This window comes from Pseudomonas sp. NPDC079086 (assembly GCF_044542155.1).
Taxonomy (GTDB): Bacteria; Pseudomonadota; Gammaproteobacteria; order Pseudomonadales; family Pseudomonadaceae; genus Aquipseudomonas.
The window spans coordinates 357747-381930 of the sequence record NZ_JBITTY010000002.1 but is presented as its reverse complement, the minus strand read 5'-3'; the positions used below and the strand labels follow the sequence as shown (position 1 = coordinate 381930).

General features: G+C 58.7%; 20 protein-coding genes. 8 read left to right on the top strand and 12 right to left on the bottom strand.

Features of this window, described 5'->3' with window-relative positions:
• Window positions 1–399 precede the first annotated feature (399 nt).
• Window positions 400–1167 carry a GntR family transcriptional regulator gene (locus ACIGEK_RS11295; protein ID WP_397493413.1) on the top strand — a complete coding sequence of 256 codons (768 nt, stop codon included), beginning with the start codon at window positions 400–402 and terminating at the stop codon, window positions 1165–1167.
• Between the two features lie 67 nt (window positions 1168–1234).
• Here the strand turns inward: ACIGEK_RS11295 and guaD are convergent, their stop codons facing one another.
• The 5 genes from guaD to ACIGEK_RS11270 all read right to left on the bottom strand — a co-directional run bounded on the left by guaD (window position 1235) and on the right by ACIGEK_RS11270 (window position 8898).
• On the bottom strand, window positions 1235–2539 hold the full coding sequence (gene guaD, locus ACIGEK_RS11290; protein WP_397493412.1) for a guanine deaminase: 1305 nt from the start codon (window positions 2537–2539) through the stop codon (window positions 1235–1237).
• A 61-nt stretch (window positions 2540–2600) separates the two neighbouring features.
• On the bottom strand, window positions 2601–3437 hold the full coding sequence (gene xdhC / locus ACIGEK_RS11285) for a xanthine dehydrogenase accessory protein XdhC (protein ID WP_397493411.1): 837 nt from the start codon (window positions 3435–3437) through the stop codon (window positions 2601–2603).
• A 184-nt stretch (window positions 3438–3621) separates the two neighbouring features.
• A complete protein-coding gene (gene xdhB / locus ACIGEK_RS11280) occupies window positions 3622–6018 on the bottom strand; it encodes a xanthine dehydrogenase molybdopterin binding subunit (RefSeq protein ID WP_397493410.1) in 2397 nt (798 codons plus the stop codon).
• On the bottom strand, window positions 6011–7450 hold the full coding sequence (xdhA, locus tag ACIGEK_RS11275; protein ID WP_397493409.1) for a xanthine dehydrogenase small subunit: 1440 nt from the start codon (window positions 7448–7450) through the stop codon (window positions 6011–6013). The genes xdhB and xdhA overlap by 8 nt, the downstream gene beginning before the upstream one ends.
• Window positions 7451–7758: 308 nt before the next feature.
• On the bottom strand, window positions 7759–8898 hold the full coding sequence (locus tag ACIGEK_RS11270; RefSeq protein ID WP_397493408.1) for an alkane 1-monooxygenase: 1140 nt from the start codon (window positions 8896–8898) through the stop codon (window positions 7759–7761).
• A gap of 238 nt (window positions 8899–9136) precedes the next feature.
• On the opposite strand from ACIGEK_RS11270, the gene ACIGEK_RS11265 reads away from it, so the two are divergent.
• The 4 genes from ACIGEK_RS11265 to ligA all read left to right on the top strand — a co-directional run bounded on the left by ACIGEK_RS11265 (window position 9137) and on the right by ligA (window position 16731).
• Complete coding sequence (locus ACIGEK_RS11265) at window positions 9137–9796, top strand: GntR family transcriptional regulator (RefSeq protein WP_275962918.1); 660 nt, start codon at window positions 9137–9139, stop codon at window positions 9794–9796.
• Between the two features lie 12 nt (window positions 9797–9808).
• Complete coding sequence (gene smc / locus ACIGEK_RS11260) at window positions 9809–13297, top strand: chromosome segregation protein SMC (protein WP_397493407.1); 3489 nt, start codon at window positions 9809–9811, stop codon at window positions 13295–13297.
• Between the two features lie 181 nt (window positions 13298–13478).
• A complete protein-coding gene (gene zipA / locus ACIGEK_RS11255) occupies window positions 13479–14303 on the top strand; it encodes a cell division protein ZipA (RefSeq protein ID WP_397493406.1) in 825 nt (274 codons plus the stop codon).
• A 61-nt stretch (window positions 14304–14364) separates the two neighbouring features.
• The gene (gene ligA / locus ACIGEK_RS11250; protein ID WP_397493405.1) at window positions 14365–16731 is read left to right on the top strand and encodes an NAD-dependent DNA ligase LigA; all 2367 of its coding nucleotides are present in this window, start codon (window positions 14365–14367) and stop codon (window positions 16729–16731) included.
• 52 nt (window positions 16732–16783) lie between these two features.
• Here ligA and ACIGEK_RS11245 read toward each other — a convergent pair whose 3' ends face one another.
• The 4 genes from ACIGEK_RS11245 to ACIGEK_RS11230 all read right to left on the bottom strand — a co-directional run bounded on the left by ACIGEK_RS11245 (window position 16784) and on the right by ACIGEK_RS11230 (window position 20887).
• Window positions 16784–17092, bottom strand: a complete 309-nt coding sequence (locus ACIGEK_RS11245) for a TRL-like family protein (RefSeq protein WP_397493404.1) — start codon at window positions 17090–17092, stop codon at window positions 16784–16786.
• A 271-nt stretch (window positions 17093–17363) separates the two neighbouring features.
• Window positions 17364–17720 (bottom strand): 6-carboxytetrahydropterin synthase QueD, encoded by a 357-nt coding sequence (queD, locus tag ACIGEK_RS11240; RefSeq protein ID WP_090241991.1) that lies wholly within the window; start codon window positions 17718–17720, stop codon window positions 17364–17366.
• A 105-nt stretch (window positions 17721–17825) separates the two neighbouring features.
• The gene (locus ACIGEK_RS11235; protein WP_397493403.1) at window positions 17826–18959 is read right to left on the bottom strand and encodes a catalase family protein; all 1134 of its coding nucleotides are present in this window, start codon (window positions 18957–18959) and stop codon (window positions 17826–17828) included.
• A 53-nt stretch (window positions 18960–19012) separates the two neighbouring features.
• Entirely contained in the window at window positions 19013–20887 is a 1875-nt protein-coding gene (locus tag ACIGEK_RS11230) for a di-heme-cytochrome C peroxidase (RefSeq protein ID WP_397493402.1), read from the bottom strand.
• On the opposite strand from ACIGEK_RS11230, the gene ACIGEK_RS11225 reads away from it, so the two are divergent.
• Together ACIGEK_RS11225 and ACIGEK_RS11220 are read left to right on the top strand one after the other, a co-directional pair.
• Window positions 20886–21023 (top strand): hypothetical protein, encoded by a 138-nt coding sequence (locus ACIGEK_RS11225; RefSeq protein WP_397493401.1) that lies wholly within the window; start codon window positions 20886–20888, stop codon window positions 21021–21023. The genes ACIGEK_RS11230 and ACIGEK_RS11225 overlap by 2 nt on opposite strands.
• Before the next feature lie 25 nt (window positions 21024–21048).
• Window positions 21049–21516, top strand: a complete 468-nt coding sequence (locus ACIGEK_RS11220; protein WP_397493400.1) for a DUF3429 domain-containing protein — start codon at window positions 21049–21051, stop codon at window positions 21514–21516.
• Here the strand turns inward: ACIGEK_RS11220 and ACIGEK_RS11215 are convergent.
• Window positions 21484–22035, bottom strand: a complete 552-nt coding sequence (locus ACIGEK_RS11215) for an AAA family ATPase (protein WP_397493399.1) — start codon at window positions 22033–22035, stop codon at window positions 21484–21486. The two genes, ACIGEK_RS11220 and ACIGEK_RS11215, sit on opposite strands and share 33 nt — an antisense overlap.
• Window positions 22036–22045: 10 nt before the next feature.
• Window positions 22046–22612, bottom strand: a complete 567-nt coding sequence (gene pnuC / locus ACIGEK_RS11210; protein WP_397493398.1) for a nicotinamide riboside transporter PnuC — start codon at window positions 22610–22612, stop codon at window positions 22046–22048.
• Between the two features lie 182 nt (window positions 22613–22794).
• On the opposite strand from pnuC, the gene ACIGEK_RS11205 reads away from it, so the two are divergent.
• The gene (locus tag ACIGEK_RS11205; RefSeq protein ID WP_397493397.1) at window positions 22795–23907 is read left to right on the top strand and encodes an ABC transporter substrate-binding protein; all 1113 of its coding nucleotides are present in this window, start codon (window positions 22795–22797) and stop codon (window positions 23905–23907) included.
• Window position 23908: 1 nt separating this feature from the next.
• Here the strand turns inward: ACIGEK_RS11205 and ACIGEK_RS11200 are convergent, their stop codons facing one another.
• Window positions 23909–24124 (bottom strand): DUF2970 domain-containing protein, encoded by a 216-nt coding sequence (locus tag ACIGEK_RS11200; RefSeq protein ID WP_397493396.1) that lies wholly within the window; start codon window positions 24122–24124, stop codon window positions 23909–23911.
• Window positions 24125–24184: the final 60 nt, after the last annotated feature.

Below are 24184 nucleotides of genomic sequence, written 5' to 3'. Positions count from 1 at the left end.
TTCCTGATGTGTACCGGTGCATTCAGATAAAAGGCCACGCGAGTCAACGCCACCCCTGTGTTCAAAGGGTCTTCGGCAGTAATCAGGGGTATCGCGGTGTGTGTGTCGTGACTCACCTAGACTTTTCCTAAGCAGATTTGCGAACAAGAAAAATGCTGCATATACGAAATGAATCTGCTGCTCGTACGCTCTTTGGCCGAGAAGTGCGACTGTAAAACGCGTGGAAATGCATGTTTGCCTGATCGTTATGCGTTGCTAGCGGTGTACGCGCTGATCACATTGTGTACAATGCAAGGGCTTTTATTTGTGACTTTCTACTTATGTACTGCTTGCCAGAAGGTGGGTAACACGCAGTAGAGTTGCATCAGCAACCGCCGAACCTTGATCACGCGAGCCCCAATGAACGAACAATTGCAGCCCCTTAAGAAGCAGACGCGCGAAGGCAAGAGCACTCGCAGCGGGACTCAGGACGATGTCGTTTACGCCCATATCTTCGATGCCATTCTTGAGCAGCGTCTGGCTCCTGGCACCAAGCTCAGTGAAGAGGCGCTCGGTGAAATCTTCGGCGTCAGCCGCACCATCATCCGTCGCGCTTTATCGCGCCTGGCCCACGAAGGCGTGGTGCTGCTGCGGCCTAACCGTGGCGCGGTAGTGGCCAGCCCGGGTGCGGAAGAAGCGCGGCAGATCTTCTATGTACGCCGAATGATCGAGCGGGCGATTACCGAGCTGGCCTGCATGAACGCCAAGCCGGAACAGATTGCCGCGCTGCGCCAGATGGTGATTGATGAGCGCGATTGCTTCGCTCGTGGTGATCGCGGCATGGGCATTCGCCTGTCGGGTGAGTTCCACCTCAAACTCGCGGAAGCCGCCGGCAACCTGACCCTGCTGGGTTTTCTGCGCAGCCTGATTTCGCAGACCTCGCTGATCATCGCCCTGTACGAAAGCAACAGCCGCACCCATTGCTCGGATGCCGAACATGACCAGGTAATCGACGCGATTGAAGCTGGCAATGTCGAAGTGGCAGTGGACCTGATGATGCGCCACATGGACAGCGTTGACGCCAAGCTCAATCTGGATGGCGAAACTGCATCCGATGACCTGCATGCGGTGTTCTCGCATCTGCTGCCGAGCGCCAAGAAGAAAGTGGTAAGTCGCGGATCTGTGTAACAGGCATAAACAAAAAAGCCCGCTCAATAAGCGGGCTTTTTCTTGGCTCGGATTTAACCTGCCAGGGTTAGTCGCGACGGTGTACCGACTGCCCGGCGGCGAAGGTTTCCTTCATGGCGCGGTCATCGCCGAGCATGGTTAGGGCGAACAGCTTCTCGTCTAGGGTCTTAGCCTGTTGCATGCGATAGCTGATCAGCGGTGTGGCGTTGTAATCGAGCACCACGAAGTCGGCATCTTTGCCGCTCTCGAAGTTGCCGATCTTGTTGTCCAGGTACAGCGCATGGGCACCGCCGAGGGTCGCCAGGTACAGCGACTTGAACGGGTCGAGCTTCTTTCCCTGCAACTGCATCACCTTGTAGGCCTCGTTCAGCGATTGCAGCTGGCTGAAGCTGGTGCCGGCACCCACGTCGGTACCCAGGCCGACGCGTACGCCGTGCTGTTCCAGCTTGTTCAGATCGAACAGGCCGCTGCCGAGGAACAGGTTGGAGGTCGGGCAGAAGGCCACGGCCGAACCTGTTTCGGCCAGGCGTTTGCACTCGTCGTCGCACAGGTGCACGCCGTGGGCGAATACCGAGCGCGCACCGATCAGCTTGTAGTGGTCGTACACATCCAGATAGCCCTTGCGCTCGGGGAACAGCGCCTTGACCCATTCGATTTCCTTGCGGTTCTCGGACAGGTGGGTGTGCATATACAGGTCCGGGTACTCGCCCAGCAGCTTGCCCGCCAGGGTCAGTTGCTCCGGGGTGCTTGTCGGGGCGAAGCGCGGAGTCACCGCGTAATGCAGACGACCCTTACCGTGCCAGCGTTCGATCAGCTCTTTGCTGTCGGCGTAGCCGGACTCAGGGGTGTCGGTCAGGTAGTCCGGGGCGTTGCGATCCATCAGCACCTTGCCGGCGATCATGCGCAGGTTCAACGCTTCGGCGGCTTCGAAGAAGGCGTCCACCGATTGCTTGTGAACGCTGCCGAATACCAGCGCGGTGGTGGTGCCGTTACGCAGCAACTCTTTTAGGAAAATGCCGGCCACGTCCGCAGCATGGGCCTTGTCGGCGAACTGCTGTTCGGTAGGAAAGGTGTAGGTGTTCAGCCAATCCAGCAGCTGTTCGCCGTAGGAGGCGATCATCCCGGTTTGCGGGTAGTGGATATGGGTGTCGATAAAGCCAGGGGTGATTAGGGCATCGCGGTATTCGGTGATATCCACGCCCTTGAGCGTGGGTAGCAGGTCAGCAGCATGGCCGACGTTTGCCACTTGGCCATTGTCGATAACCAGCAGGCCGTCTTCGAAATACTCATAGGATTGCTCAACGCCCACCACGGCCGGGTCGGCAATGCTGTGCAGGATGGCGGCGCGGTAGGCTTTCACTGGGCTAGTCATGTAACGCTTATCTCAATCTATGGAGTTGGTCGTTCAGGCGTGTGTGCGCCTGAACAGATAGTCAGGCCTGGCTTCGGCGAGAGGCGGGCAGCAGCTTGGCAACGCTGGGCTGGCCTTTTTTGCTCTCTTGGCCAAAGGCAGCGTTATAGGTGGCGATTACTTCGCCGGCGATGGACACGGCGATTTCTACCGGCAACTTGCCTTTGACCTCAGCCAACCCCATCGGGCAGCGCATGCGCGCTACCACTGCTGGATCGAAGCCGCGATCGCGCAGGCGGTGTTCAAATTTGGCGCGTTTGGTCTGCGAGCCGATCAAGCCGTAGTAGGCAAAATCATTGCGCTTGAGGATTTCTGCAGTCAGCTCAAGGTCGAGCTGATGGTTGTGGGTCATGACGATATAGTAGCTGCCAGCGGGCATGCGTTCGATCTCGTCGATCACCTCTTCATTGACCACCTTTTCCACCCCGGCGGGGATCTGTTCGGGGAATTCATTTTCCCGCGAGTCGATCCAACGCACCTTGCATGGCAGGCTGGCGAGCAGTAGCACCAGGGCGCGGCCAACATGACCGGCACCGAATACGGCGATCTGTGCCTGGGGCTGGCCCATCGGTTCAAACAGCAATACGGTGGCGCCGCCGCAGCATTGGCCGAGGCTGGCGCCCAGGCTGAAGCGTTCCAGGCGGGTGTCCTGGCTGCGGCTGCAGAGCATTTCGCGGGCCAGCGCCATCGCCTTGAATTCCAGATGACCGCCACCGATGGTCTCGAAGATGCGGTCAGCGGTGACCACCATTTTCGAACCAGCATTGCGCGGGGTTGAGCCGCGTTCTTCGATGATGGTCACCAGCACGCAGGGTTCACTGCGTTGCTGCAGGTCGGCGAGGGCGCTGATCCAGCTCATTTGCTCAGCCTCCATGTGGGTGGCAGTTGTCCGGGGCGCGGTAGGCGCCAGTTACTCGGCGACGGGTCCAGTATCGGTACCGGAATCGGTCGCGGTGTCTGCGGTTTCGTTTCGGTGTGTTTTGTCATTGTTGTACACCTGTCTGTGCAGCGCCTGGGTGGATGAGCACCCAGGCGGGTTGGCGTTATGCCGGTTCGACCTCGGCAGCGGTGGCCGACTTGGCGTTCTGCTGCAGCTTCTTCATCTGCTCCACCCCCCAAAGCACGCGCTCAGGGGTTGCCGGGGCGTCGATGTTCGGTTGTACGCGGTAGTCAGCCAGGCTGGCCACGGCGTCCTTGATCGCACACCACACGGCGATGCCGAGCATAAACGGCGGCTCACCGACGGCCTTGGAGTGGAACACGGTGTCTTCTGGGTTCTTGCGGTTTTCAACCAGGTTGACGCGCAGGTCCAGCGGCATATCGGCGATGGCTGGGATCTTGTAACTGGCCGGGCCGTTGGTCATCAGCTTGCCTTTGCCATTCCATACCAGCTCTTCCATGGTCAGCCAGCCCATGCCCTGGACGAATGCGCCTTCAACCTGGCCGATATCGATGGCCGGGTTCAGCGAGGCGCCGACGTCATGCAGGATGTCGGTGCGCAGCATCTTGTACTCACCGGTCAGAGTGTCGACGATCACTTCCGAACAGGCTGCACCGTAGGCGAAGTAGTAGAAAGGACGGCCGGCGGCCTTGTCGCGGTCATAGAAGATCTTTGGTGTGCGGTAGAAGCCAGTGCTTGAAAGCGATACCTGGCCGAAATAGGCCTTCTGGATCACTTCCTCGAAGCTCAGGAACAGATCGCGTACGCGCACCTGGCTGTTGCGGAATTCGACGTCTTCCGGGGTGACCTTGTACTCGCGCACCAGAAAGTCGACCAGGCGTTGCTTGAGGGTTTCAGCTGCGTTCTGTGCGGCTTTGCCGTTGAGGTCGGCACCGCTGGAGGCGGCGGTCGGCGAGGTGTTTGGCACCTTGTCGGTGTTGGTCGCAGTGATCTGAATCCGCGAAACATCTACCTGCAGCACTTCGGCGACGATCTGCGCGACCTTGGTATTGAGGCCCTGGCCCATCTCGGTGCCGCCGTGGTTCAGGTGAATCGAACCGTCGGTGTAGATATGGATCAGCGCGCCGGCCTGGTTGAGGAAGGTGGCGGTAAAGCTGATACCGAATTTAACCGGGGTCAGCGCCAGGCCTTTCTTCAGTACTGGGCTCTTGGCGTTGAATGCGCGGATTTCTTCACGGCGCTTGGCGTAGTCACTGCTGGCTTCCAGCTCGGCGGTCATCTCGTGGATAACGTTGTGCTCGACGGTCTGGTGGTAGTGGGTGACGTTGCGCTCGGTCTTGCCGTAGTAGTTGGTCTTGCGCACTTCCAGCGGATCTTTGCCCAGGCTGCGCGCGACCGCATCCATGATTTCTTCGATGGCGACCATGCCCTGCGGGCCGCCGAAGCCGCGGTAGGCGGTGTTCGACGCGGTGTTGGTCTTGCAGCGGTGACCATTGATGGTGGCATTACCGAGGAAGTAGGCATTGTCGGAGTGAAACATCGCGCGGTCGACGATCGAACCGGACAGGTCCGGCGAGTAGCCGCAATTGCCGGCCAGTTCGATTTCGATGCCGTGCAGCAGGCCGTTGTCATCGAAGCCGACGTCGTACTCGACGTAGAACGGGTGACGCTTGCCGGTCATCTGCATGTCTTCAACGCGCGGCAGGCGCATCTTGGTCGGTCGGCCGGTGAGGTGCGCGATCACCGCACAGAGGCACGCCGGGCCAGCAGCCTGGGTTTCCTTGCCGCCGAAACCGCCGCCCATGCGGCGCATGTCGATGACGATCTTGTGCATCGGCACGCCGAGCACTTCGGCCACCAGCTTCTGCACTTCGGTGGCGTTCTGCGTAGAGGTGTAGACGATCATGCCGCCGTCTTCGCTGGGCATTACCGAGGAAATCTGGGTTTCCAGGTAGAAGTGTTCCTGGCCGCCGATATGCAGGCTGCCTTGCAGGCGGCGCGGCGCGGTAGCCAATTCGGCTGCGGAGTTGCCGATCTTGTGCTGATGGCTGTCGAGGACGAAATGCTTCTTGCGCAATGCATCGACCACATCCAGTACCGGCTCGAGATCCTCGTATTCGATGATTGCGGCCATGGCCGCCTTGCGTGCGGTTTCCAGGCTGTCGGCGCCGACGGCGATCACCACCTGGCCAACGTATTCGACCTTACCGTCCGCTAGCAGCGGGTCGCCAGCGACCACCGGGCCGATGTCCAGCTGGCCGGGTACATCCTTGCTGGTGATCGCGATGGCCACGCCAGGAATGGCGTAGCAGGGCGCGGTATCGATGCTGACGATGCGCGCGTGGGCGCGGTCGCTCATGCGGGCATAGACGTGCAGCTGATTGGGAAATTCCAGGCGGTCGTCGACGTAGATGGCTTCGCCGGAGACATGCTTGTCCGCGCTTTCATGTTTGACGCTCTTGCCGACGCCGGTGGTGATGTCGGCGCGGAACAGTTCGGCCAGTTCGGCCTGGGTTTTGTGCTGGATGTGGTTAGACATAGGCGGTCACCCGGGTTTCGACTTCGGGAGCTTGCAGCTCGAGGAAGAATTTACGCAGCAGATTCTGTGCAGTGAGCAGGCGGTATTCCTTGCTGGCGCGGAAGTCGCTGAGCGGGGTGAAATCCTCGGCCAGCGCGGCGCAGGCGCGTTCGATCACACCCGGATACCAGGCCGAGCCTTGCAGCGCGGCTTCGCAGGCAGCGGCGCGTTTCGGGATGGCCGCCATGCCGCCAAAGGCGATACGCGCGCTTTGCACCACGCCATCTTCGACCACCAGATTGAAGGCGGCGCAGACAGCGGAGATGTCATCGTCGAGGCGCTTGGACACCTTGTAGGCGCGGAACGCCTGGCTGGCCTGATGGCGCGGCACGATGATCTTTTCGATGAATTCGGCTTCCTGGCGCGCAGTCACCTTGTAGTCGAGGAAGTAGTCTTCGATCGGCAACGTACGGCTCTCGCTTCCTTTGCGCAGGACGATTTGCGCGCCGAGGGCGATCAGCAGCGGCGGGGCGTCACCAATCGGCGAGGCGTTACCGATATTGCCACCCAGGGTGCCCTGGTTGCGGATTTGCAAAGAGGCGAAGCGGTGCAGCAACTCGCCGAAGTCCGGGTAATCCTGGGCCAGGGCGGCGTAGCAATCGGAGAGGGCCGTGGCTGCGCCGATTTCAATGCTCTCGGCAGTCACGTCAACGCGTTTCATCGCTTCGATGTGGCCGACGTAGATCATCACCGGCAGTTCGCGGTGGAACTGGGTGACTTCCAGCGCCAAATCGGTACCGCCAGCGAGCAGGCGAGCTTCAGGGTTGGCAGCATAGATATCGGCCAGGTCGGCGACTGTCAGCGGCAACAGGCATCGTTTGTCGCCGCTATTTAGCTCGGCAGTGTCCTGCGGGGCGATGGCTTTTAGTTGTGCAACGGTTTGCGCTTCGGCTGCGTCAAACTGGTCTGGCTGCTTCTGGCAGCAGGCCTGTTCGGCGGCATCGATAATCGGGCGGTAGCCGGTGCAGCGGCAAAGGTTGCCGGCCAGGGCTTCCATGGTGTCAGCCTTGTCGAAGCCGCTGCTGTTCTTCTGCAGGGCGAACAGCGACATGACAAACCCTGGGGTGCAGAAGCCGCATTGCGAGCCGTGGCAGTCGACCATGGCCTGCTGCACGCTGTGCAGCCTGCCCTGGTGCTTGAGGTCTTCAACCGTGATCAGCTGTTTACCGTGCAAAGAGGAAACGAAGGTCAGGCAGGAGTTGAGGGTGCGATAACGCACGCGCTCGCCATCCAGCTCACCAACTACAACGGTGCAGGCACCACAGTCGCCAGACGCGCAGCCTTCTTTGGTTCCGGATTTGCCGACATGCTCACGCAGGTAATTGAGCACGGTGACATTTGGGTCGAGGGCATGCTCAGTACGCAGCTCCCGGTTGAGTAAAAACTGGATCAAGGACGACCTCCAGGCACTTTATTGTTCTCGTATCAGGCTCTGCTGAAACGACTGAGCACAACGGCGCAGCGTTTCCACACGGCTTGGCATGAGGCGAATCTAGAGTTTTCTGACTTTAGGGTCAACAAATATTTGACTCTTTGGTCAGGCGATTGTCATACGATTCAGTTATGAGCACGAAAAGCCCTGCAGCTCGGTTAAACGCTAGCCGCTTTTATGCCAAACAAGGTGCTACAGAAACAAAAGTGCACGCATGCAAAAACGCCAAGGGTGGGAGCCCTTGGCGCTTTTTGTAGCACGTCTGCGCTTTAGGAGTGAGTCAGCTGCGAATCGGTCAGTTGATGTTCTTCACCTGCGTAGTAGGCACGCACCCGTGGGTCCATCACCGAGCGCCACAGCGGCGGAAACAGCGCCAGGACGATCATTCCGGCATAGCCATTGGGCAGTTGTGGACTGTCGTCGAAATGGCGCAGCACCTGGTAGCGGCGCTTGGCGTAAGCGTGGTGGTCGGAATGGCGCTGTAGATGGAAGAGAAACAGGTTGGTCAGAAGGAAGTTGCTGTTCCATGAATGCGTCGGATTGGTGCGTTCATAGCGACCATTCTCCAGCTTGCGGCGGTGCAGGCCGTAGTGTTCCACATAGTTGACGATTTCCAGCAGGGTGAAGGCGACCACTGACTGCGCAATAAAGAACAGTGCACCGAGCCAGCCGAAGGCCAGGCTGAAACCGAGCAGAAATAGGACGCTGACCGCGTACCAGCCAATCAGCTCATTGCGCCAGTGCAGGGCGGGCAGATTTTTGCGTTTCAGCCGTTCAGCTTCAAGCTTCCAGGCATTGAGGAAGTTGTGCACATAGGCGTGCGGCAGGAAGGCATACAGGCTCTGGCCGTAGCGCGAAGAACTGGCGTCTTCCGGAGTTGATACATGTACATGGTGACCGCGCACATGCTCGATCTTGAAACCGCCGTAGCACACGGCTGCCAGCAGCAGGCCGCCGGCGTTTTGCTCCAGTTGCGGGTCCTTATGGATAAACTCATGGGCCACGGTAATACCGATCGCGCCAGTCACCGTGCCGACGGAAAGTACCCAGCCTAGCTGACCAACCCAGCTCCAGGCCTCATGGTTGACGAATACCCAGCCGGACCAACCGAGCATGCCAAGCAAAGCCGGCACGGTGATCAGGCTGAGCAGGCGGTAATAACCTTGCTGCTCCATTTGCGGCACCTGCACCGCTTCATCGGGGTTGGCCGGATCACGGCCGATAATGAAATCCAGCAGCGGAATAACCCCAAACACCACCAGCACCACCAGCCAGGGCCAAGCGTTGGCGTATTGACTATTTAATGACCAGTAGTAGCTCAAGGGGATGCCCAATACAGGGATCAACCAGAACCAGTAGCCGATGCTTTTAATCACAAGCATCCAGTTGGAGGGCAGGCGTTCGAACATGGTGGCTCCGTACTTATTATTGTTGGAGTAGGGTGTTGGTTGGATTGTAGGACAATCTGTGTTGCTGCCCATCCCCTGGCTGCCCACCTTTTGGTTTGAAAGCAGGGCGCTAGTGGCCTTGGCCCGGTAACACCCTGTGTTACACTCGCGCCGGCGCTCGACCGCTCAGGCCAAGCCTGGCGCGGGTTTAGCCGCTTTAAGCCATCTCCAATAGGTCAGATAGAGCCTAAGGATCATCATGACGTTCAAGGCACCGGATAGCCTCGCTGAGCAGATCGCCCATCACCTTGCCGAACGCATCATTCGTGGTGAGTTGAAGGCGCGTGAGCGGATTCAGGAACAGAAAGTCACCCAGGCGCTGAATGTCAGCCGAGGGTCGGTGCGCGAAGCACTGCTGATTCTGGAACGCCGGCACCTGATCGTGATCCCGCCGCGCCGTGGCGCGCAGGTGGCTGAACTTACGCCGCATAACGTCAAGAGCCTGTACGCCCTGGTCATGGAGCTCTACATCCTACTGGGCAAAGCGGTGGCGGATAGCTGGCAGGTTGAGGCGGATCTCGGGCCGTTCCTGGTTATTCAGCAGCGCCTGCAGGACAGCCTGCAGCGTGAAGATATCAATGCTTTTGTCGAAAGCAGCTTTGACATCATGCGTGCTGCATTCCCGTTCTCCAATAATCCCTACCTACAGGAAACCGTGGAGAACCTGCTGCCGGCCATCAGCCGCACCTATCACCTGGCGCTGGAGCGGCGCAAAGGTGAAATGGGCCAGTTCCTCAATACCTTTGCCGCATTGCTGCAGGCGATCATCGCCCGTGACCACCAGGCCATCCGCGAGGTGTTGCTTGGTTACGGTGAGCACAATTGCCAGCTGGTGCTGGCCGCACTGGCCGACGCTTAAGGAAGGCTGTCTATGCGGCTCAAGTGCATCAAGCTGGCCGGTTTCAAGTCATTCGTCGACCCGACGACGGTGACCTTTCCCAGTAATATGGCGGCAGTGGTCGGGCCTAACGGCTGCGGTAAGTCGAACATTATCGATGCCGTGCGCTGGGTGATGGGCGAAAGTTCGGCGAAGAACCTGCGTGGCGAGTCGATGACCGACGTCATCTTCAATGGCTCCAATACCCGCAAACCGGTGACCCAGGCCTCTATCGAACTGATCTTCGACAACTCGGACGGCACCCTGACCGGTGAGTACGCCGGCTATAACGAAATCTCGATCCGTCGCCGGGTCACCCGCGACAGCCAGAACACCTATTTCCTCAACGGCACCAAGTGCCGCCGCCGCGACATTACCGACATCTTCCTCGGCACCGGCTTGGGCCCGCGCAGTTACTCGATTATCGAGCAGGGCATGATCAGCAAGCTGATCGAAGCCAAGCCGGAAGACCTGCGCAACTTTATCGAAGAAGCCGCCGGCATCTCGAAGTACAAGGAGCGCCGCCGCGAAACCGAGAACCGCATCCGTCGCACCCATGAAAACCTGGCACGCCTGACCGACCTGCGCGAAGAGCTGGAGCGTCAGCTTGACCGCCTGCACCGCCAGGCTCAGTCGGCGGAGAAGTATCAGGAATACAAGGCCGAGGAGCGTCAGCTCAAAGCCCAGCTCACCGCCCTACGTTGGCAGGCGCTGAATGAGCAGGTGGGTAGCCGCGAGGCGGTGATCAGCAACCAGGAAGTCAGCTTCGAAGCCCTAGTCGCCGAGCAGCGCAATGCCGATGCCAGTATTGAGCGCCTGCGCGATGGCCATCACGAGCTGAGCGAGCGTTTCAACCTTGTGCAAGGGCGTTTCTACTCGGTGGGCGGCGATATCGCGCGTATCGAGCAGAGCATCCAGCACGGCCAGCAGCGTTTGCGCCAGTTGCAGGATGACCTTAACGAAGCCGAGCGCGCGCGCCTAGAGACCGAATCGCACCTGGGCCACGACCGCACGTTGCTGGCGACTCTGGGCGAAGAGCTGGCCATGCTCGAACCTGAGCAGGAGCTGACTGCTGCGGCGGCTGAAGAATCTGCGGCCTGGCTGGAAGAATCCGAAACCGCCATGCATGGCTGGCAGGAACAGTGGGACAGCTTCAACCAGCGCAGCGCCGAGCCACGGCGTCAGGCCGAAGTGCAGCAATCGCGGATTGCCCAGCTGGAGCAGAGCCTGGAGCGCCTGGCCGAACGTCAGCGGCGTCTCACCGATGAGCTGCAGCAATTGGCGGCCGATCCGGAAGATGCGGCAATTATCGAACTGAGCGAGCAGATCGCCGCCGGCGAAATCAGCCTGGAAGACCTACAGCTGGAAGAAGAACAGCAGGCCGAGCGCCTGCAGCAGCTGCGTAATGATCTGCAGCACAGCGGGCAAGCCCAGCAACAGGCGCAAGGTGAATTGCAGCGCCTGAATGGCCGCCTGGCCTCGTTGGAAGCCTTGCAGCAGGCGGCGTTGGACCCAGGTAAAGGTGCCGGCGAATGGCTGCTCGAGCAGCAGCTGAGCGAACGCCCGCGACTGGCCGAGGGCCTGCGAGTTGAGGCCGGCTGGGAACTGGCGGTGGAAACCGTACTCGGTGCCGATCTGCAGGCCGTGCTGTTGGATGATTTCCAGGGTTTGGATTTTGCCGGCCTGACCCAGGGCGATCTACGCCTGGCCAGCCCGAGCAAGGGCGGCGCACGGGTTGCTGGCAGTTTGCTGGACAAGGTCGAAGCCAGCGTCGATCTGGCGCCCTGGCTGGCCAAGGTCACGCCGGTGCAGAGCCTGGATGAAGCGCTGGCCGCGCGCTTGAACTTGGCCGAGGGCGAAAGCCTGATCAGCCGTGATGGCTACTGGGTCGGCCGGCACTTTCTGCGCGTGCGCCGCGCCAGTGAAGCGGAAAGCGGTGTGCTGGCCCGTGGTCAGGAGATCGAGCGGCTAAGCCTGGAGCGCGATGAGCGCGAAGCCGCGCTGGCCGTGCTGGATGAGCGGTTGCTGCACTTGCGCGAAAATCAGCGCGCTCAAGAAGAACAACGTGAGCAGCAGCGCCGCCATGCGCAGGACCTGGCCCGTAGTCTTGGTGAATTGAAGGCTCAGCTGTCGGCTGGGCAAGCCAAGGTCGAGCAACTGATACTGCGCCGTACTCGCCTGGACAGTGAGTTGCTGGAGCTGGGCGAACAGCGTGAAATCGAACATGAGCAACTGGGCGAGTCGCGCCTGCAACTGCAGGACGCTCTGGATGCTATGGCGACCGACAACGAGCAGCGCGAAAGCCTGCTGGCCCGCCGCGACAGCCTGCGCGAACGCCTCGATCGCGTGCGTCAGGAAGCCCGTCAGCACAAGGATCACGCTCATCAGCTAGCAGTGCGCCTGGGTTCGTTGAAAGCCCAGCATGATTCCACCCGCCAGGCTCTGGAGCGCCTGGAGTTGCAGGCCGAGCGTCTGCACGAGAAACGCGAGCAGCTCAACCTCAATCTGGAGGAGGGCGAAGCGCCGCTGGAAGAGCTGCGCATGAAACTGGAAGAGCAACTCGATAAACGCATGGCAGTAGAAGACGAACTCAAGCTTGCGCGCCTGGCCCTGGAAGATGCCGACCGTGAACTGCGTGATGCGGAAAAACGCCGTACCCAGGCCGAACAGCAGGCGCAGTTATTGCGGGGCCAGCTGGAACAGCAACGAATGGATTGGCAATCGCTGACCGTAAGGCGCAAAGCCCTGCAGGACCAATTGCTGGAAGACAATTACGACCTGCATGGTGTACTCGCCAGCCTGCCTGCAGAAGCCAGCGAGAAAGTCTGGGAAGACGAGCTTGAGCGTCTGGCTGCACGTATTCAGCGTCTGGGGCCGATCAACCTGGCGGCGATTGACGAATACCAGCAGCAATCCGAGCGTAAGCGTTACCTGGATGCGCAGAACGCTGACCTGGTGGAAGCGCTGGATACCTTGGAAAACGTCATTCGCAAGATCGACAAGGAAACCCGCAATCGCTTCAAGGAAACCTTCGATCAAATTAACGGTGGCCTACAAGCGCTATTCCCGAAAGTATTTGGCGGCGGCAACGCTTATCTGGAACTGACCGGCGAAGATTTGCTGGATACCGGCGTAACCATCATGGCGCGTCCGCCCGGCAAGAAGAACAGCACCATCCATTTGCTCTCAGGTGGAGAAAAGGCGCTGACCGCATTGGCACTGGTATTTGCCATTTTCAAGCTCAACCCAGCGCCGTTTTGTATGCTCGACGAAGTAGATGCGCCACTCGATGATGCCAACGTTGGCCGTTATGCACGCTTGGTAAAAGAGATGTCGGAAACCGTGCAATTTATCTATATCACCCACAATAAAATCGCCATGGAAATGGCTGATCAGTTGATGGGCGTAACCATGCACGAGCCCGGTTGTTCGCGATTGGTGGCCGTGGATGTGGAGGAAGCGCTGGCCTTGGTTGAATCATGATGGCCAGGGCGGTGTAAAGTTATCTTTCGTCGTGCTAGCTTAATGCGCATTGTTATTAGACGTGGCGTTATAACTCAGGGAAAGGCCTGGCATAACATAGGCTTGGCGCCGCGGAAAAGAATTAGCAAAATGGCCCAGGAAGGCCTTTTTCATCACATTTTATTAGGGGTTAAGGTATTCCATGGAATTCGGTCTGCGCGAGTGGCTGATTGTCATCGGCATTATTGTGATTGCCGGCATCCTGTTTGATGGTTGGCGGCGGATGCGCGGTGGTAAGGGCAAACTCAAGTTCAAACTTGACCGCAGTTTTGCCAATCTGCCGGATGATGACAGCGATCCCGATCTGCTCAGTCCTCCACGGGTTATTGATCGCAGTAATGAGCCGGCTTTTGATGAAGAAGACCTACCATCGCTGAGTGTGCGTGAATTGAATCGTCGCCGCAGCGGTGAACCCCAACAGGGCGACCTCAATCTGGGCCTGGAAGAACCTGTGCCGACGCTGCTTAATCCGGTTGATGACGACGTGGTCAAACCCGCCGGTCAGGCCAAGGAAAGCAGCAAGGAATTGCCACCGGTTGAAGAAGTGCTGGTGATCAATGTTATCGCCCGTGACGAGGACGGCTTCAAGGGGCCGGCGCTGTTGCAGAATATTCTGGAAAGCGGCCTGCGCTTTGGTGAAATGGATATCTTCCATCGCCACGAAAGCATGGCAGGTAATGGTGAAGTGCTGTTCTCCATGGCCAATGCGTTGAAGCCTGGCACGTTTGATCTTGACGACATTGAAGGTTTCAGCACCCGTGCCGTGAGTTTCTTCCTCGGCTTGCCCGGCCCGCGTCACCCCAAGCAGGCTTTTGATGTGATGGTGGCAGCCGCACGCAAACTGGCCCATGAACTGGGTGGCGAATTGAAGGATGACCAGCGCAGCGTGATGACTGCGCAAACGATCGAACACTACCGCCAGCGCATCGTCGAATACGAGCGCAAGCAACTGACCAACAAGCGCTGAATTAACCGATGAAATACCAAGAGCAGCCAAGGCTGCTCTTTTCGTTTGAGAGAACACCGTAATGATCGACGCCTCGACTGCTGCCCAGCGCATTGTGCAACTGCGTGCCGAACTGGATTGGCATAACTACCGTTATCACGTACTTGATGAGCCGAGCGTTCCCGATGCCGAGTACGACCGTCTGTTTCGTGAATTGCAGGCGCTGGAAGCTGAACATCCGCAACTGGTGACAGCCGAGTCGCCGACTCAGCGCGTTGGCGCTGAGGCGCTTGCGGCGTTTGGCGAGGTACGCCATGAGATTCCCATGCTCAGCCTGGGCAACGCCTTCGAAGAAGAGGATCTACTTGCCTTCGACCGCAGTGTGCAGAGCGGCCTTGGCCTTTCGGGCGACCTGTTCGGCGGCGGAGCGGATGTTGAATACAGCTGCGAACCCAAGCTCGATGGTCTGGCCGTCAGCTTGCGTTACGAGAGCGGCCAATTAGTGCGCGGCGCAACCCGTGGCGATGGCACTACCGGCGAGGATATCAGCCGCAATGTGCGCACCATCCGCAACGTGCCACTCAAGCTGCAAGGCGAAGGTTGGCCGCAGGTGCTGGAAGTGCGCGGCGAAGTCTATATGCCCAAGGTGGGTTTTGAAGAGCTTAATGCCCGTCAGGCCGAGAGTGGTGGCAAGACCTTCGCCAACCCACGCAACGCAGCAGCCGGAAGCCTGCGTCAGCTCGATCCGAAGATCACTGCCAGTCGGCCGCTGGAGTTCTGCTGCTATGGCGTCGGCCAAGTCAGCGGCGAGCTCGCGACCACTCAGGTTGGCATGCTTGAACAGCTCAAAGCCTGGGGTATTCCCATTAGCCGCGAACTGAAACTGGCCAAGGGCGTGCAGGCTTGTCTGGATTACTACCGAGATATTGGCGAACGGCGCATGGCCCTGGCCTATGACATCGATGGTGTGGTGTTCAAGGTCAATACCATCGAAGATCAGCAGCAACTTGGCTTCCGCGCGCGCACGCCGCACTGGGCGATTGCCCACAAGTTTCCGGCGCAGGAAGAACTGACCGAGCTGCTAGGTGTGGAGTTTCAGGTTGGTCGAACCGGCGCGGTCACTCCAGTAGCGCGGCTCAAACCGGTCAAGGTGGCTGGAGTGATGGTGGCCAATGCCACGCTGCACAATATGGATGAGGTGGCGCGCCTAGGCGTGATGATCGGCGATACGGTGATTATCCGCCGCGCCGGTGACGTAATCCCGCAGGTTATGGCGGTGGTGCCTGAGCGGCGTCCAGCGAATGCCCGGGCCGTGCAGATACCAGAAAACTGCCCAGTGTGCGGCTCCCACGTTGAGCGCACCCAGTTGGTCAAGCGCAGCAAAGGCAAGGAGACCTTCAGCGAAGGCTCGGTGTACCGCTGTGTCGGTCGTCTGGCATGTGGTGCGCAGCTCAAGCAGGCGATCATTCACTTTGTTTCGCGCCGGGCTATGGACATTGAGGGGCTGGGCGACAAGACCATCGAGCAGCTGGTTGATGAGCAGCTGATTGCCTCGCCTGCCGATCTATACAAGCTGAAGTATGAGCAGATCATCAACCTGGAAGGCTTTGCCGAGGTCTCCAGCAACAAGCTGCTGCAGGCCATTGCGGACAGCAAGCAGCCGACCTTGGCGCGCTTTATCTACGCCCTTGGTATACCCGATGTAGGTGAGGAAACTGCCAAGGTGCTGGCCCGTGCGCTGGCCTCTCTGGAACGTGTGCAGCAGGCCTTGCCCGAAGTGCTGACCTACCTGCCCGATATCGGCCTGGAGGTGGCACATGAGATTCACAGCTTCTTCGCTGATAGCCATAACCAGCAGGTGATAGCTGCCTTGCTGGCCCTTGATCAGTGTGGCTTGCAGCTGCAAGAGCAAGGCGAGCTGGGAGCCGAGTTCAGTGCCAGCGCTACCCTAGCCGGGATGCTAGATAAGCTGAATATCCCCTCAGTCGGCCCCGGCGGTGCGCAGAAACTGGCAGATAAGTTTGGCAGTCTTGACGCTGTACTGGCTGCTGACTGGCTGGATATGCGACAAACCCTACCGGAGAAGCAGGCCAAGGCTGTGCGCGAGTTTTTCGATGTGCCAGCTAATGTCGAGCATGCACGTGCTATCGAATTGCAGCTGCAGGACTTTGGCATGCACTGGCACAGCGAGAAAAAAGTTATCGAAGGCTTACCGCTAGCTGGGCAGACCTGGGTGCTGACGGGCACGCTGGAAGTGATGAGCCGTGATACCGCCAAGGAAAAACTGGAAAGCCTGGGGGCCAAGGTGGCCGGATCGGTATCGGTGAAAACCAGTTGTGTGGTCGCCGGACCAGGAGCTGGTTCGAAACTGGCAAAGGCCAGTGAACTGGGTGTGCGGGTAATTGACGAGGCTCAGTTCTTGTCAGCCTTGGCAGACTACGGCCTCTAGAAAAACAGGTTTTCTGTACTGCCCCAAACAGGGTTTGGGGCAGTCCGACAACTTAGTTACCGGTTACGTTCACGCAGGTTTCGCCGAAGAACGGGTAGAAGCCTTTGGTGTGGTAGTCAGCGGTAGCGATGGTGCCGATGTTGCCATTGGCCTTGGCGGCAGCAATGGAAGCGTCGCCTTTGTTGATCAGACCAATGATGGTAGTGGCGCAAGCAGTACCGGTTTTGTTACCGGAAGCGGTAGTGGCAGTGATCGGACCTTTGACGTCGGTGATCAAGCCAACGCTGACTGGCGACATGCCAGTGGCGCAACCGCTGAGCAGGGTAACCAGGCCGACAGCCAGAGCAATTTTCTTCAACATGTTGTGATTCCTTTTCGCTTATCCGTAAGAAGCTTTACCCATCCAGGCAAAGTGCCTAAGCACCCTAAAGCACGGCCTCACTAATGACAAGTTCGTGTTTTTTCTCAAACCAGTTTCAAGGTTATGAAACCTTTCTGTGGGTTGTAGGCGGTTGTTGGATAGTAATCACTGTGTCGGTGTTCGACCTAGCGACAGGCTTAGCCGTGCGCTACTCAATAGCGCTGGGGCTCAGGGAAGCGGACTAGCGCTATGGGCACTATGAAGTGAGCAATCAATCGCCACGGTATTCGCAACCACTGGTGCAGGTTTCGTGGATACGGATGCGCGACAGCTCAGGCAGCAGCGGCTTGAGTTGCTGCCAAATCCACTTGGCCAGCACTTCGCTGGTGGGGTTTTCCAGGCCAGGAATATCGTTCAGGTAATTGTGGTCGAGCTGTTCGTAGAGCGGCTTGAAGATCGCCTTGATCTCGGAGAAGTCGCGAATCCAACCGGTGTAGGGGTCAACTTCGCCCTCGATATAAACCGCGACCTTGAAGGAGTGGCCGTGCAGGCGCCCACATTTGTGGCCTTCGGGGACGTGAGGCAGTCGGTGGGCAGCCTCGAACATAAACTCTTTGAACAATTCCACGGTCTTTCTCTCAGGTGGTACGCGGTTAACAGTGCGTTTGGCAAGGCGCGAATATTACCAGCTCAACGGGTGGTAACCGAGTAGCACAGAGGATTGGATACAGTTTTATGGTTGGTTTCGCTCCAACCGATAGATGCTGACGGCCTCGTAGACCGCCTTTCTCAGGCGGTTGATACCGCCAATCGGACGATGCTCGGGTAGCGCATGCCAAGGATTGAACGACAGGTTGTCGCAGAACAGGTTCTGCTCGCGGCTATCAAAATCCTGTGCGGGCACCTTGATGGTGGCGACGGTTTCGAACGGCGATATAGCTTCGTTCCACTCAACGCTGGGGTCTTCGATGGGCATGTAGTACTCGGCATTTTGCCGCTGCACCTGCAGGGCAAAGCAGGCCGGTACACGGTCCAACGACAGCTGCTGATACAGCGCATTGCGTAGGAAGTTCGGCAGGTCCTGGTTTTGTTCAGGCAGCTGATACTCAGGGCAGGCTTCTGGTTGAGGAATAACCCGGTACTTGATGTTGTGCTCGCCCAGTTTGAATGGGGCGATGGAATTGTAGGTGGTTGCCACCGGTGTTTCGGGGGCAGGGGACAGGGTCTTCAGGGCGATAATCATGTGGCGGATTTCCCAGGTGCTGGGATTCCAGCTGGGAAAGAAAGCCAAGACCTTTTGGCCGTCAGCTTGGGCGGCGAAATTGCTTTTGTACTCGGCCACATCGCGCACGAAAAAGGCCGGGTGATTGAACATCACGAAGTCCTGCTCGCTGGCGTGTTGCGGGCTTTTGCTGAGTTTTTCACCGGGCACATCCAGCAGCTTGATCGCCATCCCTCGCGCATCGCGGGCCCGGTCGAATTGCGGGTAGGCATTGCCATTGGACAGGCGCATCCAGGCCTGCCAGGTTTTGCCGGGCTCACTGAGCACGCCGTGTTGCAGGCTGCTATCGAGATCGGCGCTGACGGTGACTTCGGCCTTCATGCAACCGTGGGCTTTGGCGTGGGCATCACGTAGTACGCGGGTATTGTCGCGGTGCTGTTCGACCACGCGAATGGCATCTTCGATGATGCTCTGGGTCAACGCAGCTTCATCGGCAGGGATCTGCTCTTCAGTGGAGACCGGGCCGGAGAACTTCCAGCCGTAATAGGCCGCACCGATGGCCCAGCCGCCGATACCGATGGCCAGTACAAGCACCAGCAACTTGCCAAGTACGCGGCCGAGCCAGAGCCAGAATCGTTTAAACATGGAGTCAATTCCTTTTAATTATTCTCAGTGTGCGATCAAAGGCAGCGTGCAGTTCAGTTCTGGCAAGACGGGCCTGGTGTCCACTCCTTGGCTACAACAGGCTGTAGCTGTTGTTCCAACTCAGGATTGCCCAGGACCTTGAGGTACTCGATCAGCGCCCAGCGTTCTTCCGGTTGCAGGGCGCGGCCGATCACGCCGTCTTCACGGCAGCCCGCGCGGAATTCATGGCCGCGATTGCTGTTGCCGGTGACCTGGGTGTCGAAGTGGAAGCCGCCGGTGAATTTTTCGCTGTTGTAGCCAATCTGTTTGGGGTTGAACTCGAAGTTGCCCACCCAGAACTGGGTTTGCCGCTCTGAAACTGGCGACAGTAGCTGGAATAGGGTCGGCACCGACCCGTTATGCAGGAACGGCGGGGTGGCCCAGATGCCATCCAGCGGGCGCGCCTTGTAGCCGCGCTTTTCCTGGACGCCAATCGGCAGGCCGAAACCATCCATGCGCCAGCGTTCGCGCTCGGAAATGCCGGCGTCTTGGTAGGCGCGGTTTTCCACGTAGGCAGTGACATAGGCCAGGGCCTTGGCGCTGGAGATGCTGCGCATGTCGATGTCGTCCAGCGTCGCACCAAACAGGCGCACATCCAGCTTGCTCAGCTCGGTTTTGGTCCAGCCCAGTTTGCTGATGTCGAAACGGTGGTCGGCGATGTTGTCGGCGGTGGTTGGGTCGGTGCCGACTACTGACGTAGGGACCACGCGCATACGCCATTCCGGGTTACGCGAGGGGGCAAAGCTGTCCTCGGGCTTCTTCGGGTTTGGGGCGTGGCAGTAAGCGCAGTTCTCGCTAAACAGCGCGCGGCCACGGCTGGCCAGAGGCAGATCGACCTTGCCAAACACCTCTTCCGGCCAAGTTGGCGGTTGCAGTTGCTTGAGGGTTTCTTCCAGGGTGAAGAGGTCGCGCAAGCGAACGCTGGAGGCGTAGCGCTCAGCTTCGACAACTGGGTGGCCGTCGGCATTGAGCAAACGCAGGGTGGCGCCGACGCCCAGGGCTTCGCCAACGTTGCGGGCCATGGGCTGCATGGCTGAGCCGTTCCACTGCACCCAGTCGAATTTCCAGATATCCCAGACCTGCGGGTAGCTTACTGGTGCATCGGCGACTCGGTAGTTACTCGGGTCGATGGCATCACCAAAAACGCTGTTGGCAATACGGCCGAAAGCATCAGTACGACCAAAGCCTTCCTCGGTTGGGTAAAGGCCGCGGTGCCAGTCATTGAAAGCCGTGCCGAGCAGACGGTCGAGCACCACCTTGAAGTCGCGGCGCAGCTGCGCTTTGTGGCTGTCGTACTCATCGCCGAGTACCTGTTTGGCGAAGCGGCCGAATTTCAGCGGGTTGTAATAGGTGAATGCCATGCTCATGCCGAGCGCCTGGCCAAAGCTGCCGCCGCGTAACGTGGGTACGGTGGATGCCAGGGAATGCAGCGCGGCGCCGCCGTCAATACGCACGGCCTGGCCCTTATAGCGCAGCTCGCCGGTGTGGCATGCGGCACAGCTGATATCGAGGTAATGCTCGCCAGTCTCCGCATCCTCATGCTGGGCAAAACCGACCGGTAGGTTGCCGGGGTTCAGCTGCGTGGGCTGTTGGACGGGGTCGATGAGGAAACCAAAGCGCGCAAGATAGTCCGGTGTGGCGAACTTGCTACTGCTGAACGGCAGCTCCAGAGCGTTGAACCATTCATATCGCAGGCCTTTCACCTGGGTACCCTGGGGGGTGTAGTAGTAAGTCTGGCGCTCTTCTTCCGACCACTGATCGAGGTAATGAAGCTTATCGGGCTGTTGGTAAGCCGGCAGATTGGGGTTGGCGATGAAATATAGAGCGACAAGCAGCCCTACCACCAGCAACAAAAGAAGCCCATACAGGGCCCGACGGAGAATGCGCATGGATACTTCCTTGTGGCGTTTTTTATTTGTTGGTTTTATGCCTATTGCAGCAGCCGATGGCAAGCAGCCATTACTACGAATCTCAGGAAATAGTCTTCTTATAGGTCCGGAAATGGCTTTACAGTGCGGTTTATGACGAATTCATCCGCAGGAGTGAGTGCATGCATCCATTTGACGCACCGCAGCCGCCTAAATTGGCGATGTTGCTGGGTTATGCCGGGCTGGTGCCGTTTGTTAGCGGGGCATTGGGCATCTGGGTGACGCCTGAGGGCTGGCGAGTGATGGTTCTGGCGGCACTGCTGGACTATGCCGCGGTGATCCTGGCCTTTATGGGGGCGATTCACTGGGGGTTGGCTATGCGTGCGGAAAATGCCGGTGAGCCGGCGCAGATACAGCTTGGGCTATCGGTGGTGCCACCATTGCTCGGTTGGCTGGCGATCAGTGGCAGCATGCCATCGAGTCTGGCTCTGCCTTTGTGTTTGCTGGCGTTTGGCGGGTTATATGCCGCCGATTTGCGGGCGGTAAAATTAGGCCTGGCGCCGCAGTGGTACCCCAGCCTGCGCCGGCCGCTGACGATTATCGTCTGCCTAAGCCTGCTAGTGGCCTGGGCGAGTGTGCTGTTGCGTTGAGTTGAGCCAGTGCGTCACTGTCGCCAGCGTCTGCTCACGGCGCTGCGCCCAGTCGCCCTGAATGCATTGCACTGGCTGTTGATGCAGCCGTAACCAGTGCTCGCACCGCTGGTAGAACGCCAGGCGCTGGGCCAACTCCGGCTGGCAGCGCTGGCCATCGTCGATCCAGGGCACATCGACGGGGTCGAGTAACAGGTGCAGATGGTAGTCACGTTCGAGCAGGGCTTGTTCGATCCAGGCGGGGCAGTCACCAAACAGTTCGCGACTCCAGAGCAGATTGCTCAGCAGGTGAGTGTCGAGGATCAGTAGCTCGGGGCGCGCCGCCCTGGCTTGATCTTCCCAGGCTAATTGACCCTGAGCGATGGTGCTGATATCGGCGTAGCAGGTATCGCGCTGCTCACGCTCGATGAAGTGCCGCACGTACTCGCCAACCAGCACGCCACCAAAGTTCGCCTGGATATGCCCGGCTAACCAGCTTTTGCCGCTGGATTCCGGCCCAGTGAGCACCAGTACCTTCATGTTCGGGCCTTCATGCATTGACCAGCGCGCGATCACGCCGCCAGGTTAGCCAGCCATTGACCGCCAGCAGGGTAAACAGTCCATACAGTGCGGCAGTCGGGTACAGACCTTGCTGCACAAACAGCGCAACGAACAGCAGGTCGAGGACGATCCACAGCGGCCAGCACTCAACGCGCTTCTGCGCCATCCAGACCTGGGCGACCAGGCTGAACGCACTCAGTGAGGCGTCCTGCCAGGGTGCCGCAGCGTCGGTGAAGGTGGCCATCAGGTAACCGAGCACAAGTGCACCGACTGCACCTATTGCTAAGCTGATCAATATGCCTTGTTGGCTGAGCCTGCTGACTTGTACTCCGCTATGACTACTGCCGCCGCGTGTCCATTGCCAACAGCCGTAACCTTGCAACACGGCATACACGCCCTGCAGCAGCATGTTCGAGTACAACTTGCCGTCATAGAAGATCCAGGCGTACATCAGCACCATCAGCAAACCCAGCGGCCAGCACCAGCGATTTTGCCGCACAGTTAGCCAGACGGCCCAGACACCCAGGGCTGAAGCGATGATTTCCAGAGGCGACATAAAACACCGGTGTTAGAGGGCAGGAATGGCTGGCGATTGTAGCGATTGTGCTCTGCGCCGTCTTGGCTGCACGGCCACGAGTGGTGCCGCAATGACGGTTGAGGTGGTTTTTCAACAGGCTGTAGATGGCTAATTGCTATGGCTTTACCGATATACTCTGCATCCCTTTCAGGAGGCATGGCGTGTTCAGGTCCGGTTTAGCTGTAATTTATGCTGTGTGCTTATTGGCGTTTGGCCAGACTCCTCAGGCCGTCGCAGAAAACTCGCGCGCAGCGGGTAAGGCACCGGCATCGGTGGTGTTCCTCAACCCTGGTTTTTCCGACGAACCATTCTGGGTGGGTTACAGCGACTTTATGCAGGCCGCGGCCGATGACCTGGGTATGCAGTTGCAGGTTATCTACGGCGAACGTAATCCACCGCAGCTACTGGAAAAAGCCCGCAGCGTGCTAGCCCGCGAAAAACAGCCGGACTACCTGATATTCGTCAATGAAATGTACATCGCGCCGGAATTGCTCAGGCTGTTTGCCGATAGTCCGATCAAGCTGTTTTCCTTGCATAGCACCTTAACGCCAGAACAGCAGCAGATAATTGGTGGTTCGCGCGGGCAGTACCGTAACTGGATAGGCAGCCTGATCCCCAATGACGAACAAGCCGGTTACTGGATGGCGAAAGCCCTGATCGCCAAGCTGAAAGGTAAGCCGGGTAGCCTGCTGGCGTTTGCTGGTGTTCGTTTAACACCGTCTTCAAGCCTGCGCGAAGAGGGCTTGCACCGCGCCTTGCGCGAACACCCTGAGATCAAACTGCAGCAGATGTTGCAGGGGGAGTGGAAGCGTCAGCGTGCCTACGAGCAAGCACGGTTGATGTTACCTCGCCATCCCGACGTGCAGCTGGTGTGGTCGGCCAATGATGAAATGGCTTTTGGGGTGATGCAGGCTGCGCAGGAGTTGGGAAAACAACCCGGTAAGGATATTTACCTGTCGGCGCTGAACAACTCGGATGAAGTACTGCAGGCGCGTATCGACGGTAAGCTCTGCGTGCTGGTCGGCGGACATTTCACCCTGGGCGGGTGGGCGATGGTGATGTTGCATGATTACCATGCCGGGGTGGATTTTGCCGCACGCGGCGGCAAGGATCGGGTTGATCAGTTGTTCAGCCTGCTCGATGCCAAACAGGCGGCGCACTTGAAGCAGCGCCTCAAAGTGCCAGGTTACGGCCTGGATTTCCGCCAGTTCAGCGCTGTGTACCAACCGCAGATCAAGGATTACGGTTTCTCCATCAAACCGTTGCTGCAATAAGTCAGACGCCTGCCAGGTGCAGCACCAGTTTGACGATGCCGAAGATCACCAGCACAAACACGGCTGTGAACAACACACCGAGAATGATGAAATGGCTGGGCTTACCCCGTGAGAAATCGCGGCTACGGTTCTTCCCGCTTTGCACACCGAGCGCTGCGCTCAGCACGCTTTGCAGCATCTCCCATAGTGTCAGTGGTTTGTTTTCCTCTTCGCTCATGTGCCTCTCCGTTACTCATACTGACTGTTTGCTTAGTAAAGCCTAGCTAGAGGCTAGGCG

What these genes read in the sequence shown, in the direction of transcription:
- ACIGEK_RS11295 (WP_397493413.1), top strand. Translation starts at nt 400, where the DNA reads ATGAACGAACAATTGCAGCCCCTTAAGAAGCAGACGCGCGAAGGCAAG.
- guaD (WP_397493412.1), bottom strand. Translation starts at nt 2,539, where the DNA reads ATGACTAGCCCAGTGAAAGCCTACCGCGCCGCCATCCTGCACAGCATT.
- xdhC (WP_397493411.1), bottom strand. Translation starts at nt 3,437, where the DNA reads ATGAGCTGGATCAGCGCCCTCGCCGACCTGCAGCAACGCAGTGAACCC.
- xdhB (WP_397493410.1), bottom strand. Translation starts at nt 6,018, where the DNA reads ATGTCTAACCACATCCAGCACAAAACCCAGGCCGAACTGGCCGAACTG.
- ACIGEK_RS11270 (WP_397493408.1), bottom strand. Translation starts at nt 8,898, where the DNA reads ATGTTCGAACGCCTGCCCTCCAACTGGATGCTTGTGATTAAAAGCATC.
- ACIGEK_RS11265 (WP_275962918.1), top strand. Translation starts at nt 9,137, where the DNA reads ATGACGTTCAAGGCACCGGATAGCCTCGCTGAGCAGATCGCCCATCAC.
- smc (WP_397493407.1), top strand. Translation starts at nt 9,809, where the DNA reads ATGCGGCTCAAGTGCATCAAGCTGGCCGGTTTCAAGTCATTCGTCGAC.
- zipA (WP_397493406.1), top strand. Translation starts at nt 13,479, where the DNA reads ATGGAATTCGGTCTGCGCGAGTGGCTGATTGTCATCGGCATTATTGTG.
- ligA (WP_397493405.1), top strand. Translation starts at nt 14,365, where the DNA reads ATGATCGACGCCTCGACTGCTGCCCAGCGCATTGTGCAACTGCGTGCC.
- ACIGEK_RS11245 (WP_397493404.1), bottom strand. Translation starts at nt 17,092, where the DNA reads ATGTTGAAGAAAATTGCTCTGGCTGTCGGCCTGGTTACCCTGCTCAGC.
- ACIGEK_RS11235 (WP_397493403.1), bottom strand. Translation starts at nt 18,959, where the DNA reads ATGTTTAAACGATTCTGGCTCTGGCTCGGCCGCGTACTTGGCAAGTTG.
- ACIGEK_RS11225 (WP_397493401.1), top strand. Translation starts at nt 20,886, where the DNA reads ATGGATACTTCCTTGTGGCGTTTTTTATTTGTTGGTTTTATGCCTATT.
- ACIGEK_RS11230 (WP_397493402.1), bottom strand. Translation starts at nt 20,887, where the DNA reads ATGCGCATTCTCCGTCGGGCCCTGTATGGGCTTCTTTTGTTGCTGGTG.
- ACIGEK_RS11220 (WP_397493400.1), top strand. Translation starts at nt 21,049, where the DNA reads ATGCATCCATTTGACGCACCGCAGCCGCCTAAATTGGCGATGTTGCTG.
- ACIGEK_RS11215 (WP_397493399.1), bottom strand. Translation starts at nt 22,035, where the DNA reads ATGAAGGTACTGGTGCTCACTGGGCCGGAATCCAGCGGCAAAAGCTGG.
- pnuC (WP_397493398.1), bottom strand. Translation starts at nt 22,612, where the DNA reads ATGTCGCCTCTGGAAATCATCGCTTCAGCCCTGGGTGTCTGGGCCGTC.
- ACIGEK_RS11200 (WP_397493396.1), bottom strand. Translation starts at nt 24,124, where the DNA reads ATGAGCGAAGAGGAAAACAAACCACTGACACTATGGGAGATGCTGCAA.